This is a genomic window from Phyllobacterium myrsinacearum (assembly GCF_014138285.1).
Taxonomy (GTDB): Bacteria; Pseudomonadota; Alphaproteobacteria; order Rhizobiales; family Rhizobiaceae; genus Phyllobacterium; species Phyllobacterium myrsinacearum_A.
This window is the reverse complement of record NZ_JACGXN010000010.1, coordinates 21,233-43,564: the sequence shown is the minus strand read 5'-3', so window position 1 is coordinate 43,564 and position 22,332 is coordinate 21,233. Positions and strand designations below refer to the sequence as shown.

The following is a 22,332-nucleotide window of genomic DNA, read 5'->3' as shown; positions in this document are numbered from 1 at the left end:
AAAACAATTGCGTCAGAAAAATCCAATCGAAGGCGTCGCTGTGTTTGTTGCTGTAGCCGAGACTGGCAGCTTTTCGGAAGCCGCGAAGCGTCTGGGCATCTCGCCATCGGCGGCAAGCCAGGCGATCCGCGGTCTCGAGGAGCGGATCGGTACACCGCTTTTGCGCCGTTCGACCCGAAGTGTAAGTTTGACCGACGTAGGCACCGACTATCTCCAAGCGGCAGCCCCTGCCCTGTCGCAGTTGAGGCTGGCGGCAGAGGAAGCCGCGGGGCGAGGCGGACAGCCGTCCGGCCCTTTGCGCCTAACCATGCCGCGTGCGCCCTTCGACCTACTTATCGCTGCGACGTTAGTGGCTTTCCAGGACGCCTATCCGGAGGTGGAGCTCGAGATTTCGGTCGAAGCGCGCCTGATCGACATTATCAAACAGGGCTACGATGCAGGATTGCGCTATGGGAATTGCCTTGAAAAGGACATGGTGGCCGTCCCCGTCGCGTCCACGTCTGAAGCGGTTCTCGTGGCCTCACCTGCCTATCTTCATGCGCGGGCGACGCCGCGCGTTCCAAGCGATCTGCTCGAGCACCGCGCCGTGATGTGCCGCAGTCAGATCACCGGCTTGATCATACCATGGACCCTGCAATGCGCTGACGAGACCGTACAGATCGCCCCGCCGGCGGCAACGATCGTTCACGATCTCGCCTCCCAGATTGAGCTGACCGTGAGGGGTCTAGGAATTGTTAGCGCTCCAGCTGCGATCATATTCGACCTCCTCAACGCTGAAAAATTGTCACGGGTCCTGCCCGCGTGGTCTTCCCCGCTGGAAGAGCTCTACCTCTACTTTCCAAGCCGTCGACACCAGTCAGCGGCATTACGTGCATTCGTCGCGTTTCTGAAGGGCCGGTCCTATCTTCCCGCCCGTATGTAAAAACCTAGCGAAATGCCATAATGTTTCGCCCATCCATGCCCTCGGAGAGCAAGATGGATCGACTGAGCGAACTTGAGGCATTCCTTGCAGTTGTTGAGACAGGGTGGCTTTACTCACCGCCGCCCGCAGGACAGGGGCGTCACAGTCGGCGGTGTCCAAAGGGTTTTAATCAAACCACATCTTCGGCATTTCGCCCCCTCCCGCAAACACCCCCTTTATGACTTGGCAGCAAGCGGTGTTTCCCTCGCACATTGACCAAAAACCTGGATTCTGCGTAAGGACCAATGGGCTCGATAGCCATGGCGACTATGGACCAACAGCGGCCATATCAGTCGGTTACCGAAGCAACCCGGATGCTTCAATAGGCAAATGTCACTCGTAGTTGCGTCATGGCTGTCAGCCGGCGAGAGCCAAACTTCCGTGACGGCCAATGTCTCTCTCAATCTCGCTGACCAAGCTGTCCAGCGCCGGGTTCCTCGATTTCCTTGCTCGGCGGACGACATACGCCAAGGCTGGCGGCCGAGGCAGTCGTTCAACGACAACGTGCATCTCGCCACGGATATGGCGGTCGCTCAGGAGCGCCACGCCCATGGCCGCGTTGACGGCCGAAACGATACCGGCGGCACTCGTGCACTCGAAGATGGTCTCGAGAACAACATCGTCCTGGCCGATGTCCAGGGCCCACTGACGGTAGAAGCACTCGTCGTCAAACGACAGAAACGGAATCGGACTGTCCCGCGGTAGCGCCAAATCCGGATGCTTCACCCAGTGAAGGTCTTCACGAAAGAGGACAATGTCGGTTGGTCGCACTTCGTGGCTGAAGAGCTGAACGATTGCGGCATCCAGCTCGCCACGTTCTAGCATGGCGCGCAGGACGAGGCTCATACGGACCTTGGTACGGACCGAAACGTTCGGATGCACACGCCGAAATCGTCCCAGAATTCGGGCGAGGTCTGTACACGCTGTGTCTTCGGTGAGTCCGAGGGCAAGCCTACCCGCGAGTGTGGTCTTCGAAAGGCTGAGCAAAGCCTCGTCATGCAGACCGAGGATACGCCCGGCGTAGTCGAGCAAGTCTTCTCCTGTAGCGGTAAACATCGGACCGCCCGCTTTCCGGCCGAGCAGCTCGCAGTCGAGGCTGACTTCCAGCCTCTTGATCTTATGGCTCACGGCCGACTGTGAGAGGCCCAGAGCGACGGCCGCTCTGGTAATGCCGCCATGTTGGCGGATTGCGGAAAGCGCCCGCAAAGCGTCGATCTCGAGGCGGCGACTGTTGAGTTCATTCATGGCCATATCCGTTTCGTTCTTTCCAGAAAGAAACTTATCACGAACGACGCCCGTCATGACACTGATTCGTGAATTGTCATGTCGCCATCGAAATTTGTCATGTGCGCATATTGTGCGATCCGCATATCAGTGGATCGTATTCCTCGCATCAGAGCGCTTAATGACCGACACTTCTCTTCCTTCCATCACCGCGAGCCGCCATCCTTTGCTATGGCCACTGCTCGCCTCTCTCCTGATCATCGGATGGAGTTCAGGCTTCGTCGGCATCCGGTATGCCAACAAGGAGGCGAGTGTCATGCTTCTGCTGTTCTGGCGGACATTGCTTTCGGGACTGATCCTTCTGCCCTTCGCTTTGGCGATCGGGCCGGGCATATCCATGCGTGCGGTCAGAGATCAGGCTCTGTTCGGTATCATGGCCGTGTTCCTGTATCTGGGAGGCTTCGCGCTGGCTATCGAGCAAAAAGTGCCCACGGGGCTGGTCGCGCTCATCGCCGACCTTCTTCCGCTGGCGATCGCCGTCCTTTCACAACCCGTCCTTGGCGAACGGTTGACCGCACGGCAATGGCTGGGCACTGCAATTGCCGTCATCGGTGTTTTGATTGTGTCCTTCGACAGCCTGGGTTTTGGTACGGCCCCGGTGTGGGCATACGCACTGACGGTGGGTTCCATGCTGATATTCGCTGTCGCCTCGGTCCTGCACAGGAAACGCAAGACGCTGCATATGCCTGTCCATCAGAGCCTTTGTATCCAGACACTGATGGGTTCGGTTCTCTTCGGCCTGTGCGCGTTGACGCAGGGCAGCCTTATTCCACCGATGACCCGTGATTTCGCGGTCGGGATGATCTGGCTGGTCCTGATCGCGACGTTCCTCGCGTATGCCGTCTACTATACCAGTCTGCGGCTGTTCCCCGTTGCCAAGGTGAGCGCGGCGATCTATCTCAGCCCGCCCGTGACGATGCTGTGGGCATGGATGCTGTTTTCAGAACCCCTGACATTTGCGATGTTCGTCGGGCTAGTGGTGACATTGGTGGGCGTGTGGATGACATCACGCACTTGAGCAACAAGCTGGGGTGGCCGGTATTTGGAGTTGTGCCGGCCGTGGTGCGCCAAGTCCGCCGAATGGCGGACCAATCCGGCATCCAGCCGTGACAAGAAGTCACCGGCTTTGGCCGGTGGTGCATTCACTTTTCTAAAATCACACCGGTCAGGTATTCATTCAGGTCCCGAAAATCTTTAACTGTCCACGCATGCGAAGGTAGCTTTACACCATTTTCTCGCAGGGTTTTGGGAATTAGATCTCCGTTCGGGCGAAGTATTACTGATGACACAATGACTCCTGGATAATCGAGCAGACGTTTCTTGAATGCCATTCTCGTCAGGTCAGGTGTTGGGGGTTCACTTTTATTCGCCAACGGTCCTGAACCTTTGGCATCGGTTCCGTGACACATTGCACATCTTTCAGAAAAGAGCTTCTTTCCATTACCACTATCAGCAAAAGCGGATGATGATCCACAAAGCACGATAGAAAATGCAATGCTGGAAACTATTTTGAATTTTATGAATTTAGCTTGCGTGATGGCGAACATAATTGAGTGTCCTATTGCGACGCTTCAAAACACGGACATATCACATGAATGAAATTGCGCTCACAGTCTTTCAGGGTCGTGCGGGTGATCACAATGATCTTGCTATACCAGCTGCCAAGGCTGTCGGGGCAGCTTACGAGGCTCGATTGGGCATTAAACCAACAATTATTGGTGAGCCCGAAGCAGCCTTGAATGGTAACTGGGAACCTGAGCTAGAAGCCGCCATGCCGTCCCTTCGAGCCATGTCAGCCCATTATGAGATACAGATGAAAAGAGGGAAGGGTATTCTCACAGCTTTAAGCCGCTGCGCTGTGGCGCTTTCAACTCTCCCAGTGGTTGCGCAGCATCGCCCCGATGCCGTGATTGTTTGGTACGACGCCCATGCCGACCTCAATACTCCTGAGACCACGACGTCGGGCTATTTGGGTGGGCTTGCGCTGGGTGGCGCAGTGGGATTATGGAATTCCGGTTTGGGTCATAGCCTGGACCTTTACAAGGTGATACTTGTTGGGGTGCGTGATTTGGACCCGCCTGAACAACAATTGATAGATGATGGCAAGGTAGCGCTGATCGAACCACAAGACGGTATGGTTGATAAACTGAGGGCTGCAATTTCCGGCCGCCCGGTCTATGTTCACCTCGACTGTGACGTTCTGAATCCCGGCATCGTTCCAACCGATTACTCACACGAAGGCGGCATCGACCTAGATCAGCTTAACAAACTCTGCACCGTTATGGCCGAAAGCGAAGTTATCGGCCTTGAAATTGCGGAGCTTCAAAATGCTTGGGAAAGTAATGGCGCAGCCATTTCACCAGATGCATTGCTTGATGCGGTCGAACCACTCATCACGAAGATGGGGGACTATTCACACCTCAAGCAGTAGATTGACAAGCGCACTTTGCCAAGCTCGATCCGGACGAATGTCTACCGGGCCCTTTGCTGGCATACGTAACTGAGCAATTGGGTGTTCGGGTTGGTAGTTTCGAGCGCCCTGTAATTAGAGAATCTACCCGGGTTGAACATGTTTCCCGGCTACTTGCCCATCTCGGGGAGCGCAACGCAACACCGGGCAAATAAAGCAGCCAGGATCGCGACGGCCAATTGCGCGAGACGTTGCAGACAGTGACAAGAACTAGATCGAGATTCAAGAAAAAGAGGGTCCAAGCGACGAAAGTCCCCTTCATTTGAACGGCAAGCGCAGGGATAGGGGTGTCCGAAGGGAACCGGAACAGTTCCCCTCGCCGATCACGCTACTTTGGCGGACTCGATCGTCAGCTTAACACCAAGGGCTGAGACTATTTTCTGCACCAGTCTCATAGCGTAGCTTTGCACCCGGCTTTAGCGCCTTATACAAGCTCTCCCGTCCAAGTCCGGTTTGTCCGGCAATTTTTGCCATGCCCCGGGCTTTTGCGATATCACCGAACGCTGCGATGAACAAATCAGGGTTGCCATCCTCAAGAGCTGCTGCAAGATATTCTGCAATCATTTCCTCGCTATCGAGAAATTCGGAAGCGTCAAATTTGGTGTAACCCTTCATGGCCGTTCCTTTCCTAATTCTTTTTGCCATTGCGACGGCGCGTCTGATATCGCGTTTCCGGTAGAAATGTCGCGATGCGTGCAAGATCAAAATGTCGTCCAAATAATCTGCGAGGCTTGTCGCCGGTCACTGAAGCATGTCAGTCCACCACATCCTGTTCCGCATGTCGCCGCAAAGCCAAGGGGTTGGTGACGGTTATGGAGCGATAACCCGTCTCAATCCAACCCGCCTCGATGAAACGTTGGATGGCATTGTTGACCTGCTTGCGTGAGGTGTTCGTCAAAATACCGAGATTTTCCTGGGAAACGAAAATCGGGACATCCGTCGCCCATGACATGCGATGCAGGACTGAGGCAATCCTGGAGCTGACACTTTTTTTCTGCAGATCATGCACGATCCTGAGAAGTTTATCGGCCGCCAGGATCGAAATGACGCCGAAAGCGCGAATGTTGTCAGGGTCAGAGGCGGCCATCTGCTCCATCTTATCGAGTGGCACATGCATCACCCAGGTCTCACTCCTCGCGAAGAGCTCTATCCGTCTAGGCTTGCCGGTCATGAAGCTGTCTTCGCCGGTCCACCCGCCGGGTACGGCGATGTGGATCAGGCGCGGCGTTGAATCGAGAGGCGCGGTATCCACTGTCACAGTCCCTGAGACAAGACCATAGATGCCACCGGCAGGGTCACCTGGACGAAATATGACCTGGCCTGCGTCAAACTTCAAAAGCAGCGCATTTTCGAACAGGCGCACCCTGAAGGCTTCGGGCATTTGAGCCAGCCAGCCGGCCTCGCACATGATGCGTTCCGCATTCGCCCGTGACATACGCGCCATTTTCTTCTCCTTATTGTGCGGTTTGACACAATGTCCCGTTCAAAAGCCTTGTACCAACTTTATGACGAGAAAAAAGAGGCCGCGACGATCAGGGGCAAGGCGGTTTCTTTCCATTTAATTGAAAGTCAATTGGCCAGGAACCGAGGCTGAGATTGAAAGCATGGTCAGCGTTTTGCGGGCGGCGACGCTTGATGGCTGCTCACGTCCTGATGCCTGCTCATCCACATTGAATTGTTCCGCCGCGCGCGTGTGGCCGTGAGTTTCATCGCTCAACGATTGATGCTGGGCTGAAGGACCGGTATCCCCGCGCTTTTAACTCCTGATTGAGGCCCGTTTCGCTTTGGAGCGTATGACGGTTGCCGTGTTCACCGTTGCTTGCTGATCGGCCATATGCATCAAAGAAGGAGCAATTTCTTCACGAGTGACAGCACCTCCTTGAAGGGTAGTTTCGTCGCGCCCGCCACTGCGAAAGGAATGAGGGCTGCGGCCGCAACCGGCACCACGGCGCTTCTGTCAACGAGGATCGTTGAAAGCTTGCGTGTCGCGTCATAGAGCTTGCTTGGGTCCGAAAGCTCCGTGTCAGGCTCGGACGCGGAATCGGAAAACACGTTCCGACCAAGGGTCTTCCGCTCTACAGATCGACAAAATTGCGTTGCCTGAGTTCCCAGCAACGAAAGGCTTTCCTCCTTCAATCGAAGAAGAGGAAGGGTGAAGGCAGAGAGCGGATAGGCGAAGACGCCGATGATGATCGCGAGCCAACCGCTCATGAGCATACTGAGCGTTGTTATGGAGGGATCTTCTTGGGCCAGGCTCTTGGCGACTACCGACGCAATGCCGCAACTCAATCCAAAGACAAAAATGGCATAGGCATTCGGATACTGTCCCAGAAACGCCAATCCGCCCTTGCCGTCAGGATGGGTTGCAACCAGTCGAAGATCAAGCTTTGCAAGTTTGCGCAGCATGCGCGCCCACAAGAAGTGCCTCCACCCTCCCCGCGCAAGAAGAAACACGAACAATGGAAGGCTGACGCAGATCGACCACCAGCCGGCAAGCGTCACGCGATTGCCGGCGGCGAGATGTTCGACCGCCCATGACGATGCTTCTGTCGCGTGGAGGTTAAGAAAGGAGAGGATCGAGGCGAAAAGCGCCAAGACCAGGCAGGCAAACTCAGCCATGCGGGAATCGCGCTCGCGAAGCGTAGAGGCTACGATGGTTGCGGCGGTCGGGATGAATGTCGGAGCTATGATGGGTGCGCGCACAAGATGGGATAACCTGGCCTTCAGGCCTGCTTCGACCTGTTGTTCGGCCAGAACAAATGCACCGATCCCGATGAAGAACTTCGCCCATACTCCAAGATCAGCAAGATAGGCGCCATGGCTGTGCTCCACAGAGAAATTGCGCGGTAAGCCAAGCAGAAAGGGAACGCCCCAGGCCAAGGCCACAAACAGGGCGGCTCGGGGCCCGACGCGAAGCGTATTGTGGCGAAGCAATTTCATTTGCCGTTGAAGTTCAAAGAACGGCCCGCCGTGGGAGACAAGAAATTCCCCGAGAACAGGCGCGCCACTCAGGGGTGGATTTTCCGTATTCGCTGATCTCTGGTCACATGTATCGTTCATTTCGCAATCCATTTGTTGAAATAGCGATCCTCGATGACGTCATGCTGCGATCAACGGCGGTTGTCTTTCCTGTGCGCATTCTGATGATCTGAGCGCCTGGGCATGTTTGACCGCCTCCGATATCAGGAGAACGGCCGCTTTCCCATCTGTCCGCCCGGGGCTAGAAATGGAACACCATACCCAATATTGGTCCCTTTTGAACCACGTCGTAGACGAAGCCATCCCGACTGTAGTCGACACCAAGTGCGCGATAGCCTGCGACCGCCGATAGGTTGCCCCTGAATTGGTATCCGAGTGTTCCGGCCAGGTCCCAATCGAGCTTTGCCTGTCCGGCACCCACGACGCCCCAACCACTTAAATACAGATTGTCTGTGAGGAAATACTTTCCCCTTATGCCAGCGACAGCATCAACCCAAGTGGCACTGTCGCGACCGCTGTGTCCGTCAAACAATCCGCCATTAAAGGAGATTTTCGTGCTCGCATACCAGACGCGTCCTCCCGCTACTGCATCAAGACGGTTTCTTCCATCTTCAAGCAGACTGTAACCTCCACCGAAAAAGCCGGAAAACGTCTGGGATGTAACATCGACACTTTTGCTGAATACGCCAAGAGGGCTCTGACCACCTGTCGATATTTTTGTATAAATGATATCGCTGAACAGACTATAGCGATCATAATGCCCTTCAATGACACCCATAAACGAGAAGTCAAGGTCATTGAAAAGGCTGCCGAAGTCGGATTGCATTTTTGCAGGAGGCAGCCCAAATTGACCCGCAGTGCCGCTGATACCAGCGGCCCAGAAATAAGGACTCGCGCTAAAACGCCATCCGTCCGGTTTGATCTCCCGCCTGTCAAATTCAGGCACGGCGGGCGTCAACGGAATATCCGCGCCAACAGCCACAGACTGGCTGCCAATCAACGCAGCCAGTGAAAGCGCGAGTAGCCTATAGTGATGCATTGGTCCCCCCGGAAATTACGCTGCGGTGATTTGTTTGGAGAAAGAATTGTCAGCGCTTTTGCTCTGAGAGCACTTCGTCCTCAACAGCACAGTCGGCTGTCGGGGAACTGGCTGTTTCCAATTCCTTGCGCGCGGCTTGAATATCGGCAAGGAATTCGGCATTGCTATGGAGTTTGGCAACCGTTGCGGCGCCCATAATGCGCCCCCCGTCGACATCACTTTGCCAGTGAGCGTTGCAAATCACCCGGCTTTGCCCGAACGACAATCCGCGCTGGAGCAGTTTGTCGGCTCGCTTTGGATTGACTTCGGCCAAAGTAAGCGCCCAGGCCCAGCCCCCAGCAGTGTGCCCCGATGGATAGGAGCCATCCTGGCGCAACACAGCTTCTTCGTCTGGCTGACACGTGCCCTCATTGTGCACGACGAAAGGACGGATTCTGTTGTACTGGTTCTTGATGCCATAGGTCGACAACCCTGCATCGGTCAGCACTCGCTGCATCAGACGATAGAGATGCGGTGTCTTCTCTTCGCTGATATCCGCGCCCATGGCACAAGAAAAATTCTTCGCAGGCTGTGGGAATTGCAAATCGGCGTCTTTCCGCGCGAGATCCCAGCGCGCTTTTCCGCGCAGCGCTATCACAGCTTCTCTGGCAGCCTCGTCACGCGCCAACTCCGCACTTCCGTCCGCTGGAGGGGGCCCAAGTAAAACGAGACCGTTGGGAAGTTCGCTCGATTGCAGATAGCCCGGCGCCAGATGAAAATGTGGATCAGTTACCTTCGGCCCAACAGCCGTTTCCGCTACCGCACAACTTATATTTTGACCAGATAGGGCTACGGCGGTGAATAGGGCCATTTGACAGATCTTTGACAACATCCAACTGCTCCTCAAGATATAGTTCCGGGTACCATCTGCGCGTGGTTCCCGCTGGGACTCGTTTTAGCGCTTGGCCTCGGGAAGCTTCCACTCGCCACTCACAAGGGTTGGCTCCGGACGATACAGCCGAACAGTGTAGTTCCAGCCCTCAACGATCGGCAGGCAGTTCGGGATTTTGCCGTCACAACCACCGAACTGGGCGGTCACCGATCCGTCGGCATTTTTCGTCGCAGTGATGTTGTTGATCGAATAGGCATTGTAATCGTTTTTTTCGAAGAAGCCTTTTGCGTTGTAGACACTGATCGACCAGAAAGCCTTCACCGGCACGCTCTTTGGCACGTTAAGGGTGTAAACCGTTTTGCCATCGTTTTTCTCGGGAGTAAAACTCGGGTACATGGCGTCCTTTTCCGGAATGCCACCCCATCCAGAAGCTGTGCCAATTAAGTGCTGGATCGGATCGACCTCGCCGCGGGCTCCAAAGGAACCGTGATACGACGTTTGATGTTTTGCCAGCGAAAGCAGCCCATTGCGGATGTCCGTGAGGCCCTCTTCATCCCAGTTTGGAAGATCGAGCTTGCCTGTCTCCTTCTGGCTGACCTTGATGGCATCCTGAAGCCTGTGGACCTCGTCGAGATCCTTCGGATCGTTGGGGTCAACCAGCGTCCGGACAGCGACAAAGGCATATCTGGTACCAACCGACTTCTGCGTCAGCGTAACCGGGTTCGTCCCGTAGGCGACGATTGGCAGGTAGTGATCCTGATCGACGACCATCATCGACATATAGCGCTTGCCCGCGTCAGGCAGCGACAGCGTTACCGGCCCTCCAGCAAGATCAAATACCGCAAACGAATACAGCGTATCCCGGTTCATGCGGATGACCGTTTGCTTATCGACCGGTACGGGCTCGCGGGAGTGCTTGAACTTGCCCAGTCCGCCTATGTCCCTTGCATTGGCTGTGAGGTAATGGTCGGTCTCCGCGCGGACGAAATTATCAACTGTGACCGGCATTTTGCTGCCTGATGTCTCGGCAAATGCTCCGCTGGCCCATACAACCGAAGCAACTGCCAGACTGATCCTAACCGAGCGGAACATGGATATACCTCTTCGTTCAAACTGACTAACGACCCCGTGCCATTCCACAGGGGGCGACACGGGGCATGCAAAACACCATCTGACCGATTATCATGTGAACAACCGGCAAATTCTAATCAGTCCGTTTTAGGCATAGGCAGATCACCGGTCTTGCCATTTTGTGCCAAAGTCTATCCGGCAACGGCATTCCTCCTATTCAAGAGGAACGGCGACAATTATTCCGAGAGAAACACTTATCGTAACCGCGCTTGCGCGCGAAACTGCCGCGGCGTAACACCGGCTATTCGCCGGAATGCACGGCTGAAATGTGCCGGATCAGAGTATCCAGAAGCAAATGCGATATCAATAATCTTGGAATCGGTATCACGTAAAAGGGCGCTCGAGCGCTCAAATCTGACGATATCGAGTATATCGGAATATGCAAAATCAACGTGAGAGAGTTTGCGTTGAAAGGAGCGCGTGCTGACGCCCGCCATCTCCGCGACCTCGGGAAGTGTTGGAACGGCTCCATCGAGATAGGATGGCAACATCAGTTTGAGCACTTCGACGATGTCATATCCAGAAGGTCCATCCTCATGCTCATGCGATGAGGGAAACAATTCGGTCGAACGATTGGAGAGACTAAGACACGGGATCGGTATGCTGATCCAAGCGGCATGCTGTTCAGACAGGAAGCGCACTTTTGGCCAGAAGGATTGCGTCACCGCACTCGGCGTATAGCGAGCTTCAAATGCCATCGTCGGCGGCATCCAGTTGGGCCCTGCGAATTGGCGGACGATGTAGACAGAGAAAATATTCTGAAGCCATTGCGCATGCTCCAGATGCAGGAGCGCGCTTGCTCTGCCCAGCCTGCTGCAAACCCGCACGTGATCGTTATCGTGTTCGATCCACATGCTCAGGATCGTGTCCTCCCGTGACGCCCAGTTGCAGGCGTGCCGCAACGCAACAAGCAGTGTCGGGGAGTGAGCGATCAGCGCTCTGGTCTTTTCTCTCAGATGGGAATAATGCAGGCGCTGGCTGGCCAGGAAGCCAAAATCTTGAATGCCCTGGATGCTCTGGGCGGTTTCAATAAAGTGGATTGCCGGCAAGAGCGGGACGTAGAGATCGCTTTTTGTTTCCAGAGATGATGGCAGCCGAAATTTTTCCAGAAGTGAATTCGTCGGCGCACCAATTTCATCAAGAATTCCGATAAAAGGGAGAAGAAACTGGCTGCGAGTTATGGGGATGGTAGCCATTGCACCTAGTCGCGCTCACGTGGTTGACGCTTTCACTTGCCAAGATTTCATCGAAATTGCGACGTGTGAGAGCAGTGAATTTCACCGTTGTATTGCCAACGCATCCGGCTGACTTACTTGGCAAACATAAATGTCAGGGTCGTGCGCAGCCCCCATTCTGGACTGCCCGCGGGTCCATCAGCGTAGTAACGCCCGCCCAGTTGAATGCTCATAGCCTGATCATTGATCTTGAAAACCTGGCTAGCGCCCAAATTGATTGGCACTGTCCATTGATTGGCCTCCCAGTCATAGGTTGAATCCACGCTGAGCGACATCGATCTTCCGTGGCCAAAATTATAGGAAACAAATGGCTGCAACAGACTGGCACTGACATCTTGCCTGCTCGAAGATCCAGCAACGGACCAAATATGATTGCCCAAAGCGCCGACCGTCCATTCTTTTCGCTGGACAAGCGCTACCGCTGTCGGCCCAAGTCCAAATTTGCCGCTACCAAGATAGTCGTCGGTGGCCGTGGGCAGAAGAAACACGGGACCTGCGCCCCATATCAAACCGCCAGGACCTGCGTTTTTGGGAGACAGAAAAAGGCTGGCATTTATATCGCCCAAACCGGAAACGCTTCCACCTGGCGTATAATCCCGATAGGCGAACGGTATGATCGTACGTGATATAATGTTCCACTCATCGTTTATACTGAATGGAATAACAGGCTGAATGTTGAGCCCGTAGGCAAAGCCGCCTCTGCCGGTACCGGCCTTAAAATCAAAATTATTTTGCAGGGGAACGCTGATAAGACTGGCCAGCGGATTGGCTAATTGTTGCGACAGATCGTCAGCAGAAGGTTGCGACCAAACCGCGCCAGGGTTGAATGCCATAAAGCCAATAGTCGAAATAATCGTGGCACAGGGCCGCTTACGCCCACTGAACAGATCATTTATGCACTGCATTTTCCACCCCTCCCCAAACAGACCATGCGATTTGTAACGTTTCACGTTTTCACATTGGAAACTGTGCCGATCGACACAGTTTCCAATGTGGAATTTGCTTTTATTATCATTGTTTTTTTGTAGCCCACATCTCGGCAAGATCGGATCACCAAGGAGAAATTGTTACGCGAATTTTGGGCAATGAATCGCGTCGAATGAAGCGATTGGAGAAGAAAGTGCCGCGTATGTCACGGGCGAATGCGGAACGCGCAACCCTTTTCTTCCATGGCCCAGGCCACAGTGCTCCTCCTGACTAACGGCCCCTGTGCCATTCCACCAGAGGTCGACACGGAGCAAGAAAACGCCACCCAACCGATCATTGCGCGATCGACCGGCAAATTCTAATTGAGTCACTTCTAGCAGAGGCGCATCATCGGTCTTGCCATTTTGTGCCAATGGCTGTCCGGCGCTGGAATCCATCGCAGACGGCTATGTTCCGAGTGCGCCCTGGAACCGCGAATTGCGACCGTCCCAATGGCTGGCCACTACAGGAAGTCGGCACACTGCCTGGAAGACCGATGCGCCCAATGACTGAGACGTACCGTTCAAGCAATATTGCTGGTTGGATCGGCGGAACCGGTTTGCATATCCGTGTCCGGCGAGGTTAGGCAGGATAGATACGGCTTCAGGCCCAGCTCGACCTGCTGTTCCGCAGGAACAAAGGCGCTGATGGCGATCAGGAAATTTGCCCAGGCGCCGAAATCCATGATGAACGAGCCGGGCTCCAGTGGAAGGGTGGACGAAAGTGAAAGGGGAGGCGGAACAAGCCATGCGAGACTGCTGAAGACAAGCGTCCGCTGCCCGGCCACGAGGGGTGCAGTCGCGCAGAATGGAAAGGCACCTCTGCATCTCCTGGAAAGGGCCGCCATGGTATGCCAGAAACACCAGCTGATGCTCCGGATCGGGCTATGTACTCATCGGCTTTTCTGGCAAGTTCTCGCAGCTGGTGCCTTCAACGCTCATCGACGGTCAATCTCCGGTTATGTGGTGCGATGCCCACTCAGCTGCCTGTCCAGGCAATAGGGATGGCGTTCCAGCCGGGAGTGTTTTCCCGCGGCATCGTGCGTTAACTCACCGCAACAGTTTTAGTTGGGTTCTTTCCTGGAAGCGGAGTTCTACTTCGATCTCCGCTTCCAGTCGACGAGTACTCGACGTGGGCAAGCGACCGCTTAATTTAGATACACGACCTTAAGGCGATTGATCTTTCCATTGAATGCAAATGGCTTGCGTTCAAAATATGCAAGTGAGACTGGTGAATAGCTGTCCTGGCCGACATCAAAGGCGTCATTGGCAGTAAACGGGAGCGCTGCCGAGCGAGGGACACGACCCTTGGTTACCTCTTTACCGTCCACGCGGATGACGATGTCGAACGCAGAGCGTGCGCCGCCGGTCGCGCGTGTTTCGACTTCAATCTTTACCTTTCCGGTCGGAAGTGGAGTGGACGTTTCGATCCGGGTCCGTTCAATCTCGAACAGATTGTATTCGTAGCTGAGCTTGCCGTTCTCGACCCACAATGAGACCCCGCCCGAGAAGGCACCAAGAGCGTAGAGTACTCCCTTCGAGTCTGGCTGCAGCTCTGCGTCGATGGTGACGAGATTGCTTCGTGCTCCCAGTCTGGGCGCGGTGAACTCAGGTACGCCGACGACATCCTGGGTATAGTGGAACTCTTTGGCCGGATTGGATGGCGCGTCTTCCGGATGGAAGACCACAGACCACAATCCCCCACCAACGGGATATACCTTGTTGTCTTGCGCAGCTACGGCAAACGCCTGCTTCAGCTCCTCGACTTTTTCGGGATGCGCTGCCGCGACGTCGTTCGCCTGTGAGAAGTCGTTTTTGAGATCGTAGAGCTCCCACACATCTTTATCGGGTGACCATTTCGCGATCGACGGATCGATGCCCGTTTGCCAAGGTATTCTCGGCCCGAAGACCGAAGCTATCCAGCCGTCCTTATACATGGCGCGGCTGCCCATAAATTCGAAATACTGTTCCTTCTTCTGGTCAGGCGCAGCGGGAGTGTCGAAGCTGTATGTCATGCTGGTGCCGTCGAGCGGATCCTGCGTGATGCCATCAACCAGCTTTGGCGGCTGGATGTTCAGGACGTCGTAGATCGTCGGAACGATATCGTTGACATCGTGAAACTGCGGATGTGGCGTCTTGTCGGGCTTGATCCTGCTGGGCCATGAGACCACGAGCGGCGTGCGTGTCCCGCCGAAATGCGCAGCAATAAGCTTTGTGGACTTATATGGTGTGGCACCCGCCCAAGCCCAGCCGGCATGATACATGTTGTCGGCCTTGGGCGATCCGAGCACATCCAGACCGCCGAGTTCGTTCATTGTGCGGATGTGGTCCTTGACCTCGGAGGCAATACCACCTTGCGCCAGAAGTTCGCTAACCGTGCCATTCTGGCCCTCGGCGCTCGAACCATTGTCGCCCCAGACATAGAAGATGAGCGTGTTATCACGTATGCCGAGTTCATCCAGGGCATCTATAAGCCGGCCGGCCTGAGCATCCGCATGTTCGGTGTATCCAGCGAACACTTCCATCAGCCGCCGCTGGAATGGCTTCTCATCCTCCGGAATATCGTTCCATGCAGCAAGTGTGCTCGGCCGGGGTGTTAGCTGGGTGCTAGCCGGTATCCATCCGAGCTTTTTCTGGCGCGCGAAAATATCCCGACGCATGGCATCCCAGCCGCCATCGAACTTGCCCTTATATTTGTCCGCCCATTGCTTGAAGATGTGATGCGGACCATGGGAGGCACCGGGAGTCCAGTACATGAAGAAAGGCCGATCCGGCGTCAGCGCACGCTCCTGCTTCATCCATGAGACCGCCTTGTCGGTCATGTCTTCGGTGAAGTGATATTCTTTCTTGCCCTCGGAAGGATTCACGCGAACCGTGTTTTCGACCACCGCAGGCTCCCATTGCGAGGATTCCCCGGCAAGGAAGCCATAGAAGTAGTCGAAACCGATCCCTTGCCCCGCCGGCCAATTCGTATAGGGGCCGACGGCCGTGGTCTCGTTGGCCGGCGTGTTGTGCCATTTGCCGAATGCGGCCGTCGCATAACCATAATCGCCAAGCACTTTCGCTACGGTCGCCGACGTGCGCGGAATGCGTCCCGAATAACCGTCCCAGTCGTTTGCCAGTTCTGCGATCTGACCGAACCCGACGCGGTGAGGATTGCGTCCCGTCAGCAACGCTGCTCGCGTGGGAGAACACACGGAAGCATTGTGGAAGCGATTGTAGGAGATCCCATCGTCAGCAAGACGGCTGAGTGTGGACGTATTGATGACGCCACCAAAAGTCGACGGGAGTGCGGGGCCGACATCATCGAGCATGATAACGAGAATGTTCGGTGCATTGGCTGGAAGGTGCGATTGTGCTGGTAGTGGACTATAGGTCGATTCAGCAATCGTCGGTCCGGCCTTGCTCCCCGAAGGGGTTGACGGAAAGGGCAATGATTCCTGGGCTAGCACAGGCGATCCCAACAAAAGGAGGGACGTGCTCACGCCCAGCCAGAGTGCTCCAAGATGAGTATTAAGAGGCTTTTTCATTGGGTTCTCCGTTTCGAATAACACATCTGAATCCGACATGACTTGTCGAAGTATCGATCGCTTCGGGATGGCGGGCAGCAGGCCGATAGCGACGGCAGTAATTTGGTGCACAAAGATACGATCCGCCCTTCAAGACCTTTCGCGGTATTGTAATTTCAGGCTGACACGGATCGTAGCTGGCAGACTCAAGCCCCCCGCGAGGATTTTGGGGGATGCAGCAGGCTTTCATCGTGTCTGCTTCGTGCTGCGAGGAGAACCAATCGGATGTCCACTCCCAGACATTTCCAATCATGTCGTAGAGACCATATCCGTTGGGCGGAAAGGCTTTCACAGGGGACGTGCGGGAGTATCCGTCCTGGTTATGATTGACCGTCGGAAACGGTCCTTGCCAGGTATTGGCCATATGCTGGCCAGCAGGGGTTAATTCCGATCCCCAAGCGAATTCGGCCTGATCGAGCCCTCCTCGGGCGGCGAACTCCCATTCGGCTTCGGTAGGAAGATCCTTGCCTTTCCACCGAGCATACGCCAACGCGTCGTGGTGGGCGACATGGACGACGGGATGATCATCTCGTCCTTCGATGCTACTAGCTTGACCATAGGGACGACGCCAGTTGGCGCCCTCTAGAAACGACCACCATTGTGTCCAGTCGTGAAGATCGACACGCCCCGTCGGCTCTTGAAAAACCAGCGACCCCGCATACAACATCTCGGGCAGTATGCCGGGATAATCTCGTGGATCAGGCGCAGATTCGGCAAACGTGCGATATCCGGTTGCGGCCACGAACTCTGCAAACTGAGTATTGGTGACAGGAGTCTCATCAATGAAGAACCCATCGACACTGACGCGGTGAGCCGGTCTCTCTTCGGGGTAGTGACGATCCGAACCCATCCAGAACGTTCCCGCGCCCACGAAGATCATGCCGTCTCGCGCACGTTCCGACAGAAAACCCGCTCGAGCGGTATCCGTATGCATAGCCGATCCCCCGTCAACCTATAATCAGATGCATATTGTGCCGCACGGTGCAGTTACCCATGCGTCTCGCTGCAGGTTCAATCGACGTAGATTTGAACGTAGCGCCCGCCGTAGGGCTGGTAGTAGACACTGCCGCAGCGCCACACCACGGCGCCATAGACGCTGGTGCTGATGCAGCCGCCAGGCAGAGTGGCGGCATACATCGTGGTGCGACGAACGACCCGGCGTGTAGTGCGTCGGGCAACGCCGGCCACGCTATATGGCGTCAACGGCCGTCCGATAATTGCCTGAGCTTCGGAAACGAACGGACTGAACGGCAGCGGCAGGACACTGTCCACCGTGAGCATGGCCAACAGAGCGATGGCAGCCACCAAGAGTCTGCTGTACAATTTGGGCATCTTCATTCTCCCGCCTGGAGTGACAGTTCGCCGGTGACATCGGCATGCACCTGTTCGAGCTTTTTAGCGCGCGCAGGCGGGGAGAAAGCGAACCGGGCGGCATCGATCCCATCGGTCTTCCAGCTTCTCAGCCGCAGTGTGTATTCCGGCGCGCCGGTGACCCATTTGGTTGTGATGACGTATTTGAGCGGCAACGGCTTGTCGCCCTTGCTGATCCAGATCTGCCAATCGACGGCATCGGTTCTGAATGCGAGGTGATCGCATTCGACGCCACCGACAATGGCCGAGCCAACGATGGTTCCCTCAGTGACCCCGTCGGTCAGAACGGCATAAGGATCGCTCGCCAGAAAGTCAGCTCCAGGAGCATCGAGGCCGGTAGATTCGCGGAACTCCCTGGTCGCGTCCTCAACACTCGGGCTGGCACTTTCGATCTGCGCGAACACGTTCATTCCCTTGCCGTAGAGCGATATCATCTTGCCGTCGAATGTTACTTCCACGTCGGCATACGGTCCCTTGCGAGTGATCCGGAAGCCCTTGTCGCGATCGAGTTCAATGGAACCCGACGCGCTGTACTGGATCTTCTGACCCTCCAGGGTTACGATCTCGTGATCGGCGTCGTAATCGGCGCTGACAGTCGAAAGCGTCTTTAGATTGCTGGTCATGGCGCTGAGAATCTTGTCCGCGGCCGGGTCGATGACAACCTGCGCCTGCGCCGAAGCTGCCAAGGGTGTGAACGCCATGCCGGCCGCCACGCTTAACGCCAATACACGCATGCGCGAAGCGGAAACTTTATGCCATCGTTCAAGTATCAATTTTTTCACGGCCTTACCTCGAAAATAGCGCGCCTGGCGTGCGCTGAAACCTACCTACCCTTCCCGGCAATGGAGCATACGCCCAAAGGCCTCGCCGGTAGAGATCCCGAACTGAGCTGAGACGGCTGAGCATGAAAGAATAGCAGCACTCAAAACAGTCCATCGAACTTCCAGCACATCTTCATTCAATCTGACTAATGCCCCGCTTGAGCCACTCCACAGGGGCTATCCACAGCAGCAAACGCCATCCAACCAATCATGACGTGATCGACCGACAAGGTCTAATCAGCGTGTTTCTAGCATAGCCGGATCACCGGTCTTGCCATTTTGGGCCAATGTCTGTGAGGTGACGTTTTTAAATGTGGTCTATGTTTGTTGTTCGTTTTCCCGTTCAATTTCTAATGTTGGCGAGGAGAATTGCCGATGAAGAACCTTGTTTTTCTGTTGAGCAGACTGTCGCGGTGTTGAAGCAGACGAAGCTTGGATTGCCCATTGCTGACCGGATGTGGCAAATTGGCATATCGGAACAGACGTTTTTACCGCAGGCAGCATCTCCTCGCGCTTCCATTCAGCCATTGCAACAAATCCCTTTGGTGTTCATATTTCTTTTCCGATACTACGCACTGTCATTGGAGCCACGCTTGATTGGCACGACATGCTTGCCTATGCATGCGGCGCAATTATTGTCATGTCAGGTGAACGGGTGAATGGATTATCGTGCCGTGTAAGGTCGTTTCAGCGCTTGATGCGGACACAGGCGAAATAGTGCAAATAGAAGTCACTTGTTCTCGTCAACCACTGGTGCTGTTGCCGTCATGAGAAAGCTGACTCGGCAGAAGGCAAAGGCCATAGACAAGTGTTGGTTGTGTTGCAACGTTTTGAGTACCGGCACTGTGGCAAGGAGGACCTCTGACATTTCGGAGGATTAAATGTTGAAGGGCCGCCAGTTCGACCAGTCGGTGATCCTGCTTTGCGTGCGCTGGTACCTGGCCTACAGTCTGAGCTTGCGTGATCTGGAAGAGATGATGGCCGAGCGGGGCATTGCCCGTCGACCACACGAGTATTCACCGCTGGACGGTCCGTTATGCCCCGCAACTGCTGGAGCCTTTCAACCCACGCAAGCGGAGCGTTACCGGCAAATGGCATATCGACGAGACGTACATCAAGGTCCGCGGCCAGTGGATGTACCTCTACCGCGCGCGCCATCGACAGTGTCGGCGAGCAGCGTGACTTGCTGTCGGCCAAGCGGTTCTTCAGAAAGGTGCCGACCCGACCGCGTTGTCATCGACGGTAGTCAGACCAACCTGGAGGCTATCGTTTCCTGTGACACCACAAATCGTTTGCAGGATCGCCCTCGACGCCGGCTGAAGCTGATCGAAATCCGCAAGAGTAAATACCTGAGTAACCGGATTGAACAGGACCATCGGCGCATCAAGCGCCGCGTCGGGCCAATGCTTGGATTCAAATCACAGGCAACAGCCGCGATCATCCTGTCCTGCATCGAAATGGTCCACATGATGCGCAAACGACAGGCGAGGTTTGCCTGCAATCCGAATCCGTCCCGGGCTGAGCAGTTCGAAATTCTTGCCACATAATTGGCTTCGTATCACGCCTCTTTGCGCTTCCATTCAGCAGTTGCAACAAAACCCACATTAAACGGTCAGCCTTCACTGTCCATCTGCACTGCCTCAACGCCATCATCGAATGGAAAGCGGCGCCTGGAGCGCTTGCTTGATCTCTGCAGTTGCCGCCACTTTTGAATCCATCTGAAACAGCATGACAAGCCCTATCGTTTCTACAAAGCAAGTTCCCGCCGCAATATCTCGAGCCGTTCCATCGCAATTACCCCATCATGGATGGTAGGGGCAGCGGTCAACGCGCCGCCAAGCGCCGGCACTACATCGGCCAAGAGCGAATGATAACCCTTCGGATCTTCATTTGCCGCTGCGGTGAAATTCGGCTTCCACATCAGCGTATCGACGTCATCGGTGAGCGTCGCATTCGGATCATCCACTTTGAATGGTGGATTGCGGTTCCAGCGTACCTCGATCACGTCATCCACTTCCAGCCGCTGATGATCGCTCATCAGTTCAATGCGTTCAACCGGCGCACCACGCGACTGGATTGTGCCCATGGCGATATTGCCGATGGCGCCGCACTCGAACTCGAAGCCTACGTGGAAGAGCACCCTGCCCGGCGTTTTCTCGACCTTCCGGGCCGAGATGGTCTGCACCGGCGATACAAAAAACGATACCAGATCCATATAATGCACACAGTGATGCAGGAAGAAGCCAGTATAGTCGACATTGCCGGTAAAATATCCCGGTGCTGTCATGTAATATCCTGTAAGTCCAAGTATGGGCCCGAAGCGCCCCGACTGGATGATGTTGTGGGCAATCTTGTTGCCAACAGAATAACGCTTCATGAAACCGACCAGCAACGGTTTTCCAGAGCGTTCGGAAGCTGCACGCAATTCACGCGCGCCGTGCGCCGTGCCTGAAGGCGGCTTTTCCATGAACACGGGCAATCCTCGCTCAAGAGCCAGTTTGCCGAAGTGCAGGTGTTGCTCGGGGCCCACAGCCATGCCGACAGCATCAATGCCGGACGTGCGGATCAACTCTTCGGCATCGCTGGTGAGGCGGGATACGCCGAATTGCCGGCCTGCATCCGCCAGGCGTTTACCGTCGATATCGCACAGTGCAACGATCTCGACATCGTGGCGAACAAGTTGCGGAAGAAGCATCTGAGTTGCGTGAATACCGCAACCAATCCAGCCGATTTTCAATGTCATCGCCGATATTCCGTCAGTGTGAGGTGGGATTTGATAAAGGCCGCGCTTGCCGCCAGGCGCTCGCTTTCATCTTCATGAGGCGGACGCCACTGTGCGAAAGGAACGCCAAAACGGTCGTCATTACGTCGGAACGGTTCCAACGATACCGGTCCCCTGTAGCCGATCTCATGCAGCGCCCGAGCGACAGAAACCCAGTCTGTCGATCCGGTACCCGGAAATCCGCGATGGTTTTCATTTGCCTGAAAATGCACCAGATGTGCTCCGCCCAGCCGTATGGCTTCGGCAATTGACGCTTCTTCCATATGCATGTGGAAGGTATCGAGCATCAGTTTTATGGCCGGATGATCAACTGCGTCGAGAAGTTCGATGGCCTGCTGTGTCGTACACAGCACATCGCTTTCAAACCGGTTGAGCGGCTCGATGGCAAGCAGAACACCCGCATCTGCAGCATGGTTACCCGCTTCCACCAGACCTTTGACACAGCGCTCCTTGCGCGCCAGCCGCTCTGCCTCCGGCACGGGCAGAGGAGCGCGTCCGGCAAACACCAGTGGATTGCCCGTCAATGGTCCGCCGACCACGCGCGCGCCGAGCGCTGCCGCGCAGTCTGCCGTATAGCGCAGATAGTCTATCCCGGCGCGATGCGCATCCCGATCATCTGACGAGAGGTTACGCTGAAGATTGACGCGCGCTGCAAGCACAACATCAAGTCCTGCATCCTCCAGCGCACGCCTGGTTTCGGCAAGATCGATTTCTCCAGGTTCAGGCACAAGCAGTTCGACAAAGTCGAAGCCGAGATCGCGCATTTTTTTGAACAGGGGGAAATGCTCGGCGGTAAATGGCCTTGCATATTGCATGGAGATCAATCCGATGGGATTCATCATAGGTCCTCTTTG

The 22,332-nt window shown here is 55.3% G+C and carries 21 protein-coding genes and 1 pseudogene; 4 read left to right on the top strand and 18 right to left on the bottom strand.

Going from position 1 to position 22,332, the window contains the following annotated elements:
• The first annotated feature begins 7 nt into the window (after positions 1-7).
• Positions 8-922, top strand: coding sequence for a LysR family transcriptional regulator (locus FHW16_RS22550; protein WP_182551537.1), 915 nt, complete (start codon positions 8-10; stop codon positions 920-922).
• 396 nt (positions 923-1,318) lie between these two features.
• Here the strand turns inward: FHW16_RS22550 and FHW16_RS22545 are convergent, their stop codons facing one another.
• Positions 1,319-2,206, bottom strand: coding sequence for a LysR family transcriptional regulator (locus FHW16_RS22545; RefSeq protein WP_182551606.1), 888 nt, complete (start codon positions 2,204-2,206; stop codon positions 1,319-1,321).
• 160 nt (positions 2,207-2,366) lie between these two features.
• Between FHW16_RS22545 and FHW16_RS22540 the strand changes: the two genes are divergently transcribed.
• A complete protein-coding gene (locus FHW16_RS22540) occupies positions 2,367-3,263 on the top strand; it encodes a DMT family transporter (protein WP_182551536.1) in 897 nt (298 codons plus the stop codon).
• 124 nt (positions 3,264-3,387) lie between these two features.
• Here FHW16_RS22540 and FHW16_RS22535 read toward each other — a convergent pair whose 3' ends face one another.
• Positions 3,388-3,792 (bottom strand): cytochrome c, encoded by a 405-nt coding sequence (locus tag FHW16_RS22535; RefSeq protein ID WP_182551535.1) that lies wholly within the window; start codon positions 3,790-3,792, stop codon positions 3,388-3,390.
• A 44-nt stretch (positions 3,793-3,836) separates the two neighbouring features.
• Between FHW16_RS22535 and FHW16_RS22530 the strand changes: the two genes are divergently transcribed.
• The gene (locus FHW16_RS22530) at positions 3,837-4,676 is read left to right on the top strand and encodes an arginase family protein (RefSeq protein WP_182551534.1); all 840 of its coding nucleotides are present in this window, start codon (positions 3,837-3,839) and stop codon (positions 4,674-4,676) included.
• Between the two features lie 393 nt (positions 4,677-5,069).
• Here FHW16_RS22530 and FHW16_RS22525 read toward each other — a convergent pair whose 3' ends face one another.
• The 14 genes from FHW16_RS22525 to FHW16_RS22460 all read right to left on the bottom strand — a co-directional run bounded on the left by FHW16_RS22525 (position 5,070) and on the right by FHW16_RS22460 (position 19,224).
• A complete protein-coding gene (locus tag FHW16_RS22525) occupies positions 5,070-5,330 on the bottom strand; it encodes an addiction module antidote protein (RefSeq protein ID WP_348643926.1) in 261 nt (86 codons plus the stop codon).
• A 139-nt stretch (positions 5,331-5,469) separates the two neighbouring features.
• Positions 5,470-6,159 (bottom strand): Crp/Fnr family transcriptional regulator, encoded by a 690-nt coding sequence (locus FHW16_RS22520; RefSeq protein WP_182551533.1) that lies wholly within the window; start codon positions 6,157-6,159, stop codon positions 5,470-5,472.
• A 395-nt stretch (positions 6,160-6,554) separates the two neighbouring features.
• Entirely contained in the window at positions 6,555-7,775 is a 1,221-nt protein-coding gene (locus FHW16_RS22515) for a hypothetical protein (RefSeq protein ID WP_182551532.1), read from the bottom strand.
• Positions 7,776-7,935: 160 nt separating this feature from the next.
• Positions 7,936-8,733, bottom strand: coding sequence for a hypothetical protein (locus tag FHW16_RS22510; protein ID WP_182551531.1), 798 nt, complete (start codon positions 8,731-8,733; stop codon positions 7,936-7,938).
• Positions 8,734-8,782: 49 nt separating this feature from the next.
• On the bottom strand, positions 8,783-9,604 hold the full coding sequence (locus tag FHW16_RS22505; RefSeq protein ID WP_246711907.1) for an acid phosphatase: 822 nt from the start codon (positions 9,602-9,604) through the stop codon (positions 8,783-8,785).
• Positions 9,605-9,667: 63 nt separating this feature from the next.
• On the bottom strand, positions 9,668-10,696 hold the full coding sequence (locus tag FHW16_RS22500; RefSeq protein WP_182551530.1) for a DUF1254 domain-containing protein: 1,029 nt from the start codon (positions 10,694-10,696) through the stop codon (positions 9,668-9,670).
• A 233-nt stretch (positions 10,697-10,929) separates the two neighbouring features.
• Positions 10,930-11,931: a helix-turn-helix transcriptional regulator gene (locus tag FHW16_RS22495; RefSeq protein ID WP_246711906.1), complete on the bottom strand. Its 1,002-nt coding sequence runs from the start codon at positions 11,929-11,931 to the stop codon at positions 10,930-10,932.
• Positions 11,932-12,044: 113 nt separating this feature from the next.
• A complete protein-coding gene (locus FHW16_RS22490; protein WP_348643925.1) occupies positions 12,045-12,920 on the bottom strand; it encodes a transporter in 876 nt (291 codons plus the stop codon).
• A gap of 539 nt (positions 12,921-13,459) precedes the next feature.
• Positions 13,460-13,621 carry a hypothetical protein gene (locus FHW16_RS22485; protein ID WP_182551529.1) on the bottom strand — a complete coding sequence of 54 codons (162 nt, stop codon included), beginning with the start codon at positions 13,619-13,621 and terminating at the stop codon, positions 13,460-13,462.
• Positions 13,622-14,083: 462 nt separating this feature from the next.
• The gene (locus FHW16_RS22480) at positions 14,084-16,465 is read right to left on the bottom strand and encodes an arylsulfatase (protein ID WP_182551528.1); all 2,382 of its coding nucleotides are present in this window, start codon (positions 16,463-16,465) and stop codon (positions 14,084-14,086) included.
• Positions 16,449-17,438, bottom strand: a complete 990-nt coding sequence (locus tag FHW16_RS22475) for a formylglycine-generating enzyme family protein (RefSeq protein ID WP_246711905.1) — start codon at positions 17,436-17,438, stop codon at positions 16,449-16,451. Before FHW16_RS22475 ends, FHW16_RS22480 begins: the two co-directional genes overlap by 17 nt.
• A gap of 77 nt (positions 17,439-17,515) precedes the next feature.
• Entirely contained in the window at positions 17,516-17,842 is a 327-nt protein-coding gene (locus FHW16_RS22470; RefSeq protein WP_182551527.1) for a hypothetical protein, read from the bottom strand.
• A complete protein-coding gene (locus FHW16_RS22465; RefSeq protein ID WP_246711904.1) occupies positions 17,839-18,576 on the bottom strand; it encodes a DUF2092 domain-containing protein in 738 nt (245 codons plus the stop codon). The genes FHW16_RS22470 and FHW16_RS22465 overlap by 4 nt, the downstream gene beginning before the upstream one ends.
• A 438-nt stretch (positions 18,577-19,014) precedes the next feature.
• Positions 19,015-19,224: a hypothetical protein gene (locus FHW16_RS22460; RefSeq protein ID WP_182551526.1), complete on the bottom strand. Its 210-nt coding sequence runs from the start codon at positions 19,222-19,224 to the stop codon at positions 19,015-19,017.
• Positions 19,225-19,577: 353 nt separating this feature from the next.
• On the opposite strand from FHW16_RS22460, the pseudogene FHW16_RS22455 reads away from it, so the two are divergent.
• Positions 19,578-20,243, top strand: a pseudogene (locus FHW16_RS22455) (IS6 family transposase).
• 200 nt (positions 20,244-20,443) lie between these two features.
• On the opposite strand, the gene FHW16_RS22450 reads toward FHW16_RS22455, so the two are convergent.
• Both FHW16_RS22450 and FHW16_RS22445 read right to left on the bottom strand, forming a co-directional pair.
• On the bottom strand, positions 20,444-21,439 hold the full coding sequence (locus tag FHW16_RS22450) for a Gfo/Idh/MocA family protein (RefSeq protein ID WP_182551525.1): 996 nt from the start codon (positions 21,437-21,439) through the stop codon (positions 20,444-20,446).
• On the bottom strand, positions 21,436-22,317 hold the full coding sequence (locus FHW16_RS22445) for a TIM barrel protein (RefSeq protein WP_182551600.1): 882 nt from the start codon (positions 22,315-22,317) through the stop codon (positions 21,436-21,438). Before FHW16_RS22445 ends, FHW16_RS22450 begins: the two co-directional genes overlap by 4 nt.
• Between the last annotated feature and the right edge of the window lie 15 nt (positions 22,318-22,332).